This window comes from Thermodesulfobacteriota bacterium (genome assembly GCA_040756475.1).
Taxonomy (GTDB): Bacteria; Desulfobacterota; Deferrisomatia; order Deferrisomatales; family JACRMM01; genus JBFLZB01.
Window position 1 is genome coordinate 20868 of sequence record JBFLZB010000045.1, and the last position, 6850, is coordinate 27717.

Sequence of the window (6850 nt, forward strand, 5' to 3'; positions counted from 1 at the left end):
CGCTGCTAAGGAACCCCCATGGCCTTCGCACACGAGATCTACCTGGCGCTGGCGGCCCTGGTGCTCTTCGGCCTCACCCTGGCCGAGCCCCGGCGCGGCACGGCCCGGCGCGCGGCCCTGGCCCTCTCGGCCCTGGCGGTGGTCGCCGCCGCCTTCTTCTTCGACGCCCGGGGCGAGCTCTTTTCCGGCACCTACCGGGTGGACGGCTTCAGCCAGTCCCTGAAGTTCATGGTGGCCCTGGGGTTCTTCGCAGCGGTGGCCCTGGGGGAAGGGTTGCGGGGGGTGCAGGCCGAGCACGAGCCGGAGTATTACTTCTTCCTCTCGCTTAGCGTGCTCGGCCTCACCCTGCTGGTGAGCAGCGTGGAGCTCCTGACCCTCTACATCGCCCTCGAGCTCTCCTCCTACGCCCTGTACATCCTCGTGCCGCTTCGCCGCTCGGAGCACACGACCCACGTGGAGGCCGGCATCAAGTACGTCCTCTTCGGGGCGCTCGCGTCGGGGGTGAGCCTGTTTGGGATGAGCTACGTCTTCGGCCTGGCCCAGACCACCCACCTGGACGAGCTCCTGCTGGTCTTCCCCGAGCTGGCGCGCTCCCCGCTCGGGATCATGGCCCTCACCATGATGCTCGGGGGCTTCTTCTTCAAGCTCGCCCTCTTCCCCTTCCACTTCTGGACCCCCGACATCTACCAGGGCGCGGCCAACGAGACCGCGGGCGTCATCGCCACCCTGCCCAAGATCGGCGCGGTGGCGGTGCTGATCCGCCTCACCGGGCTCGGAGGGGACGAGACCGGTGGCTTCTTCGCGGTCCTGGTGCTGCTCGCCGTCTTCTCCATGACCTACGGCAACCTGGCGGCCCTGGTGCAGACCGATCTCAAGCGCCTGCTGGGCTTCTCCTCCATCTCCCACGCCGGCTTCATGATGACCGGCATCCTCACCGGGACCATCGCGGGGTACTCGGGCGCCATGTTCTACGTGGGGGGCTACCTCCTCATGAACCTCGCCCTCTTCTACGTGATCTACTCGCTGGCCCCGGCGGGAGAGAACGTGACCCTGGACCACCTGAGGGGGCTCCACAAGCGGGCGCCGCTCCTTGCCTTCACCCTGGCCGTGGGCGCCTTCGGCCTGGCGGGCATCCCCCCCACCGCCGGCTTCATGGGCAAGTTCTACGTGCTCGCCGCCGCCCTGGAAAAGGGCTACCTCGCGCTGGTCATCATCGCGGCCCTCAACACCGCCATCGGCGTCTTCTACTACCTGAAGATGGTGAAGGCGGCCTTCAGCCCCCCGGAAGAAGGAGAGGCCGCTCCCCCCGAGGCCCGCGTGCCCCTTACCTGGCTCGGCCGGGGCCTGGGCTACGCCTTCTGCCTCTCCATCCTCCTCCTGGGCACGCTGCCCGGCTCCGTCCTGGGCCTCTTCCGCCAGGCCCTGGCCTGGGCGGGATAGCCCCCTCGCCCCGCCGCGCCCCCGGAGGGAAAAACGCGCAGGCCACCTCCCTCCCGCGCCCGGGGCATGCGAGGACGAGGGTCGCTGCAGAGGCGGGCATGGGTGCGCCCGGCGCTCCCATGCCCCCAATCCCGCCCCTCACCCGAACGCCCCCTTCACCCGTCGGAACAGGCCGGGGTAGTCCAGCACGATCCCGTCTTCGTCCACAGGCAGTTCCGCGCTGAAGGCAGTGCCGTCGAGGTTCTCGAAGAGGTAGAGCCGGTCGGCCAGTCGCGTGTAGGCCTGCGCTTGCGGCTGAACCGTCAGTTCCGGTGCGAAGATCCAAGCCATGCGGAACTGCCGCCGCTCACCGACAGCCATCGGCTCGCGGCGTATCGGGAAGGTGTTGGTAAAGGGGGTTGGCCAGATATCGATATCGACACACCCGCCGAGCTCGGCGACGGCCCGGCCATCACGGTGTTCCCAGTGGCCCAGACCGTCTGTTCGCAGACTCAGCGATCGGCTGCAGCGCTCCGTCGCGACCACGAGCTCGGCATCGCGCAGCCGCCACGAGTCGTCCCAGGCGAGCCGATACGTGAGCCGGAAGGGCTTGTGCTCTTCGTCGAACGCGAGAACGATGCTGTCCCCGGAGCGCTCTGACAAGAGCAGATGCTCCAGTCCTACGCCTTCTCGGTTCTTGTTCCAGATGGGCGTCCAGCAGATCGTGCGGCAACGCGCCTTCGCCATGGAGACTCCGTTGAGCGCATCACCGCGGCATCAGCGCAAACACACCCCAGCCCAGGTACTCACGCGTGTAGGCGGTGTAGCGCTCGGGTTCCGAGGTCAGCTTGGCTCGAACATCTCTCGCGAGGTCGTCGTCGGGATTGGCTTCAAGCCATCGGCGCATGGTCAGCCATTTGGCCGCCTCGTACCGGTCCCAGCCGTCTTGGTCAGCCAGAACCATTTCGACGACGTCGTAGCCGAGGCGGCCGAAAGACGCGAGAAGCTCCGGAAGCAGGAGAAAGTCGGAGATTGCGTGGGCAAGACACCCCTTGGCGACATCTTCCGTCGGTGGCAACTGCCGCCAGTAGGGCTCGCCGATGAGGATGATCCCCCCGGCGCGCAGGCTCCGCGCCAGAAGCGCGATCGTGCCGACGACTCCCCCGGCGATCCAGGTGGCACCGACACAGGCTGCCACACCGGCCTTCTCGTCAGACACGTAGCCCGCAGCATCGCCATGGATGAACTTGACTCGATGGGCGACGCCGAGTTCTTCAGCACGTCGTCTCGCTTGCTCGGTGAACAGTTTGCTCATGTCGATCCCGGTGCCGACGACGCCGTGATCGCGGGCCCAGGTGCACAGCATCTCCCCCGAACCGCTGCCCAGGTCGAGCACCCGGGCCCCCGCTTCCAGACGCAGCGCCGCGCCGAGAGTGGCGAGCTTTTCGGGTGTGATCGGGTTGTGGATGCGGTGAGCACTTTCAGTGATGTCGAATATTCGTGGGATGTCCATTGAAGACTCTTCTCATCGGTGTGGGTAGGTTCGGTCTCCGCCAACGCGAGCGTAACCGGTGCGCGCAAAGAAAGCTAAGGCACAACAGTTGTGTCGCGCGCCTGGTTCACGCGGTTGTTCACCGCAGTCCTACTTCATGGCGTCCGCGAGCTGCACGTCGCCTCGAAGGAGTTCGTTGACCACGGTGGAAAGATCGGTCTTCCGTTTCTCCGCTATGGCTTCGACGAAGGCTTGAACCTCCTCATCGAGGTACACAGGCAGGTTCAGCTTCGCGTCGGGCCTGTAGAACTTGCCCCTTTGTGCCTTTGAAAAATCGTACTCTTCTCTCATTTCAGCCCTCTTCATAGCTTCGAGTCTCCTTGGAGGTCGGCCGACGCGCCGAGTAGATGCGAATCGTCACGGACTCGCCGGGTTCCTCTCTGAACGTGTGGCAGACCACCAGCAGCCGGCCAGAGCCGGAGATCCCGAGGGTGATCCATCGGTCTTCTGATTCGCTGTGGTCTGGATCGAACATGTTCAATGCCCTTGGATCTCGGAAGACGGTAGCCGCCTCCTCGAACGCGACCCCATGCTTCTCCTGGTTGATTCGTGGGTCTCGATCGTCCCGGAAGATCTCCCTGCGCTCGATCCCGCGGGCAAACACATGGTGCAAAAAGGCCCGGCACGTCCAGGCGAGGCTGTCGAGGCATGACCGGACCGCATACCTCGGAACCATCCCCCGGTCAAGCGTACTGCAATAACGAAACAGCGTCCTCCCCTCCTGGCCAAACCGGGGCACTTCTCCCAGAGCATGCCCATCGAGTCTGCCGATGGATCGCCGACTTGACATCCGGGATTTCCGCGGTTGACTCCTCGGGTATCGGCGGACGACCGAGGCCTGCGGACCCGGGCGCTCAACCACCCTAGCCTCAGAGGAGGGCCGCACATGCGCAAGGTCCTTGACCCCAAGATCCTGGAACGAGAAGCCGCACTCTGGCGAAGGTTGAAGAAGGCATCCGAGCAGGCGCCGATCAAGCGCTGCCACAAGTGAAAGAGCTGAAAGAGCTAGGGTTGCCGGTCCGGCAACGAGACGAGTAGATCTGGCCTCCCGGGTCCGCAGACCTATGACCTCCGCGATGCCGAGGCGAACGCACCGTGAGTCCATCCGCCACCCCCAACGCCCCGCCCGAACCTGCCGCCGAGCAGGAGTTCTTCGTCCAGTGGCACCTGACCGAGCGGTGCAACCTGCGCTGCCTCCACTGCTACCAGGCGGGCCGCAGCGGCGGGGAGATGACCCTGGCGGAGCTGCTCGGGGTGGTAGACGAGGTGGCGGACGCAGCGGCGGCGTGGTCTGCGGCCTACGGCATCTGCTTCACCTCAAGCTTCCAGGTCACGGGCGGCGAGCCGCTGCTGCGCGCGGAGCTATGGGACGTCCTGGACCACCTACGCGCCGCCGGGTTCCCGACCCATCTCCTGTCCAACGGAACCCTGATCGACGGGGACGCGGCGCACAGGCTGGCCGGGCTCGGGGTGGCGGGAGTCCAGGTAAGCCTGGAGGGGCCGGAGGCGGTCCACGACGCCGTTCGCGGCCCAGAGAGCTTTCGCGGGGCGCTGCGGGGTGTGGCCCACCTGCTGAGCGCCGGGGTGCACGTGGATCTGAACGTCACGCTCTCGGCGCGAAACGCCGACCGGGTCGACGAGCTGGTCGCCATCGCCCGCGCCGCAGGGGTACCCCGCATCGGCTTTTCGCGGCTGGTGCCCTACGGCCGGGGCGCCGAGCTGGCGGGGGAGCTCCTCCCGGCCAGCCGCGTCCGCGAGGTCTACGAGCACCTGCGCTCGCTGGAGGTCCCGGGGCTCGCGATCGGCACCGGGGACCCCCTGGCCACCCAGCTCGATCTGGACGGCACCGACGGCGCCGGGTGCACCGCGGTGGGCGGCTGCGCGGCCGGGGTGTCCGGGATCACCATCCTGCCCGACGGCACCCTGCACCCGTGCCGGCGCCTGCCGATCCCCATCGGGAACCTCCGCACCGACGACCTGCGGGAGGTCTGGGCGACATCGCCGGTGCTCGCCGCTCTGCGGGACAAGGGGCGCTACTCGGGCCGCTGCGGGGCGTGCGCGCGCTGGGCTGCGTGCCGCGGGTGCCGGGCCGTGGCCTACGCCGTGACCCTGGCCCGGGGGTGCGGCAACTACCTGGCCGACGACCCCCAGTGCTTCCTCCACTCACCGTCACCCGCGAGGGAGGGCCCTCCGCGGGGGGAACCGCCTCGGTAACGAGCCAGAGACAGGGGAGAACGGCCATGGCGAAGTGGAACCTCGACCCGGACCACACCGCGGCCACCTTCGAGGTCCGCCACATGATGGTCACCTGGGTGTCCGGCCGCTTCGACCGGGTCTCCGGCACGCTCCTTTTCGACCCGCGGGACGTGGCGGCGTCCTCGGTGGAGGTGGAGATCGACGCGGCGTCCATCTCCACCGGCATCGACCGACGCGACGCGGACCTCCGGAGCGACAACTACCTGGACGTGGCCCGGTACCCGAAGATCACCTTCCGCAGCACCGGGGCCGAGGTCGCCGGCCTGGACCACTGCCTGGTGCGCGGCGACCTCACCATCCACGGCGTCACCCAGCCGGTACTGCTGGACGTTCGCTACGGCGGCCCCGCACACTTCCAGGACGACGATCGCCGGTACACCACCTATGGGTTTCGGGCCACGACGCAGATCAACCGCGAGGACTTCGGCATCCGGACCAACCTGGAGACCGAGGAGGGCTTCATGGTGGGCAAGCACCTCTTCCTCACCATCAACTCGGAGGCGGACCTGCTGGAGGACTGACCCCACGCGGGGCGGACGGCCGAAGGGAGCCCCTCCCATCGCCGCGGCGCCCGATGGGGAATCCAAGGGGGGGGAATCCAAGGGGGAATCCAAGGGTGTCAGACCTGCACTCTTCACTTTCCGAGCACCCTCTGGACGGTCTCGGCCGCCCTCGCCATCCCGCCTCGGCTCGTCATCTCCGCCGCCACGCGTCGGCTCGCTTGGCTCACGGCCGACGGCCCGACCCCGAACGCTTTGCCGATCTCCGTCAGCCGTTGCCCGCTCAAATGGTGGCACAGGTACAATGCCAGACGCCTTGCCGCCCACGGGTCTTCTGCCCCAAGCGCGCCCTGCGCGGCCCGCCGGATCGCCTCGATCGTCGGGCGATCCGAGAGCCGTCTCAGCGCAGGAAGATCGCGGTGCGCCCCCCTCTCCTTCACAAACTTCTCCTTCGCCCACTCCACGAACCCGGGGGTGCCCAGCAGCGTCGACCCGGTCACCTCGTCGAGCGGGTTCGCCACCTCCCGCCCCATCGCCGCTTCGACGAACTCTCGATTCCGCCGCTGCGCGTGCTCGATACCGCCTCGATGCTGTGGTTAGGCATCAATTTCCTCTGTATTCCAACTGCCTTGAGTATGAAGCGCATTTCAGTGGAGCTCCCGCCTCCTTGTGCGGCGGCAATTCGGTCTTTATGGTCGCCTCAGTTTAGCAACGGCCTCTACTTCAACAAGCGTTCTTTTGGAAGCGAGAGATGAGACACCAACTCCCGTTATTGCTGTGCGAGCAGTTCCGAGGAATGCTGACAGCATTGGCGCCAGGGCTTCCATATGCTCCTCAAGCTCTCCGCGGACATAGATTCGCAGGTGCAGCAGGTCGTCTACACTGGAACTGGCTTCGGCAAGAACCGTTCTCAGGTTCTCGAGGGCGAGCCTGAACTGGCCCGCAACAGTGTTGTCGGTGACCAGTTGCTCAAGGTCCCAAGCAACCTGGCCAGAAATAAATAGTAGACCGCTTTCTTCATCGATTATGGCATGCGACAAACCGATAGAGCTTCCATCGTAAAGACTCGCCGGGTTCACTAAGCGCTTCGTCATCTGGGTGCCTCGATTGGTTGGTATTGATG

General features: G+C 66.4%; 9 protein-coding genes. 3 read left to right on the top strand and 6 right to left on the bottom strand.

The window, feature by feature from the left end; translation table 11 throughout:
- Positions 1-18 precede the first annotated feature (18 nt).
- Positions 19-1440: an NADH-quinone oxidoreductase subunit N gene (locus AB1578_08765; protein MEW6487993.1), complete on the top strand. Its 1422-nt coding sequence runs from the start codon at positions 19-21 to the stop codon at positions 1438-1440.
- Between the two features lie 138 nt (positions 1441-1578).
- Here the strand turns inward: AB1578_08765 and AB1578_08770 are convergent, their stop codons facing one another.
- The 4 genes from AB1578_08770 to AB1578_08785 form a co-directional block, all read right to left on the bottom strand.
- A complete protein-coding gene (locus tag AB1578_08770; GenBank protein ID MEW6487994.1) occupies positions 1579-2166 on the bottom strand; it encodes a putative glycolipid-binding domain-containing protein in 588 nt (195 codons plus the stop codon).
- Between the two features lie 19 nt (positions 2167-2185).
- Complete coding sequence (locus AB1578_08775; GenBank protein MEW6487995.1) at positions 2186-2932, bottom strand: class I SAM-dependent methyltransferase; 747 nt, start codon at positions 2930-2932, stop codon at positions 2186-2188.
- A 129-nt stretch (positions 2933-3061) separates the two neighbouring features.
- Positions 3062-3277 (bottom strand): hypothetical protein, encoded by a 216-nt coding sequence (locus tag AB1578_08780; protein ID MEW6487996.1) that lies wholly within the window; start codon positions 3275-3277, stop codon positions 3062-3064.
- The gene (locus AB1578_08785) at positions 3264-3761 is read right to left on the bottom strand and encodes a BrnT family toxin (protein MEW6487997.1); all 498 of its coding nucleotides are present in this window, start codon (positions 3759-3761) and stop codon (positions 3264-3266) included. Before AB1578_08785 ends, AB1578_08780 begins: the two co-directional genes overlap by 14 nt.
- 305 nt (positions 3762-4066) lie before the next feature.
- Here AB1578_08785 and AB1578_08790 point away from each other — a divergent pair, with 305 nt between their 5' ends.
- Both AB1578_08790 and AB1578_08795 read left to right on the top strand, forming a co-directional pair.
- A complete protein-coding gene (locus AB1578_08790; protein ID MEW6487998.1) occupies positions 4067-5185 on the top strand; it encodes a radical SAM protein in 1119 nt (372 codons plus the stop codon).
- A 26-nt stretch (positions 5186-5211) separates the two neighbouring features.
- The gene (locus AB1578_08795) at positions 5212-5748 is read left to right on the top strand and encodes a YceI family protein (protein ID MEW6487999.1); all 537 of its coding nucleotides are present in this window, start codon (positions 5212-5214) and stop codon (positions 5746-5748) included.
- A gap of 113 nt (positions 5749-5861) precedes the next feature.
- Here the strand turns inward: AB1578_08795 and AB1578_08800 are convergent, their stop codons facing one another.
- Both AB1578_08800 and AB1578_08805 read right to left on the bottom strand, forming a co-directional pair.
- Positions 5862-6260, bottom strand: a complete 399-nt coding sequence (locus tag AB1578_08800) for a hypothetical protein (GenBank protein MEW6488000.1) — start codon at positions 6258-6260, stop codon at positions 5862-5864.
- A gap of 156 nt (positions 6261-6416) precedes the next feature.
- A partial coding sequence (locus tag AB1578_08805; GenBank protein MEW6488001.1) for a RidA family protein occupies positions 6417-6850 on the bottom strand: 434 nt, incomplete at its 5' end.

What these genes read in the sequence shown, in the direction of transcription:
- AB1578_08765 (MEW6487993.1), top strand. Translation starts at nt 19, where the DNA reads ATGGCCTTCGCACACGAGATCTACCTGGCGCTGGCGGCCCTGGTGCTC.
- AB1578_08770 (MEW6487994.1), bottom strand. Translation starts at nt 2,166, where the DNA reads ATGGCGAAGGCGCGTTGCCGCACGATCTGCTGGACGCCCATCTGGAAC.
- AB1578_08775 (MEW6487995.1), bottom strand. Translation starts at nt 2,932, where the DNA reads ATGGACATCCCACGAATATTCGACATCACTGAAAGTGCTCACCGCATC.
- AB1578_08780 (MEW6487996.1), bottom strand. Translation starts at nt 3,277, where the DNA reads ATGAAGAGGGCTGAAATGAGAGAAGAGTACGATTTTTCAAAGGCACAA.
- AB1578_08785 (MEW6487997.1), bottom strand. Translation starts at nt 3,761, where the DNA reads ATGTCAAGTCGGCGATCCATCGGCAGACTCGATGGGCATGCTCTGGGA.
- AB1578_08795 (MEW6487999.1), top strand. Translation starts at nt 5,212, where the DNA reads ATGGCGAAGTGGAACCTCGACCCGGACCACACCGCGGCCACCTTCGAG.
- AB1578_08800 (MEW6488000.1), bottom strand. Translation starts at nt 6,260, where the DNA reads ATGGGGCGGGAGGTGGCGAACCCGCTCGACGAGGTGACCGGGTCGACG.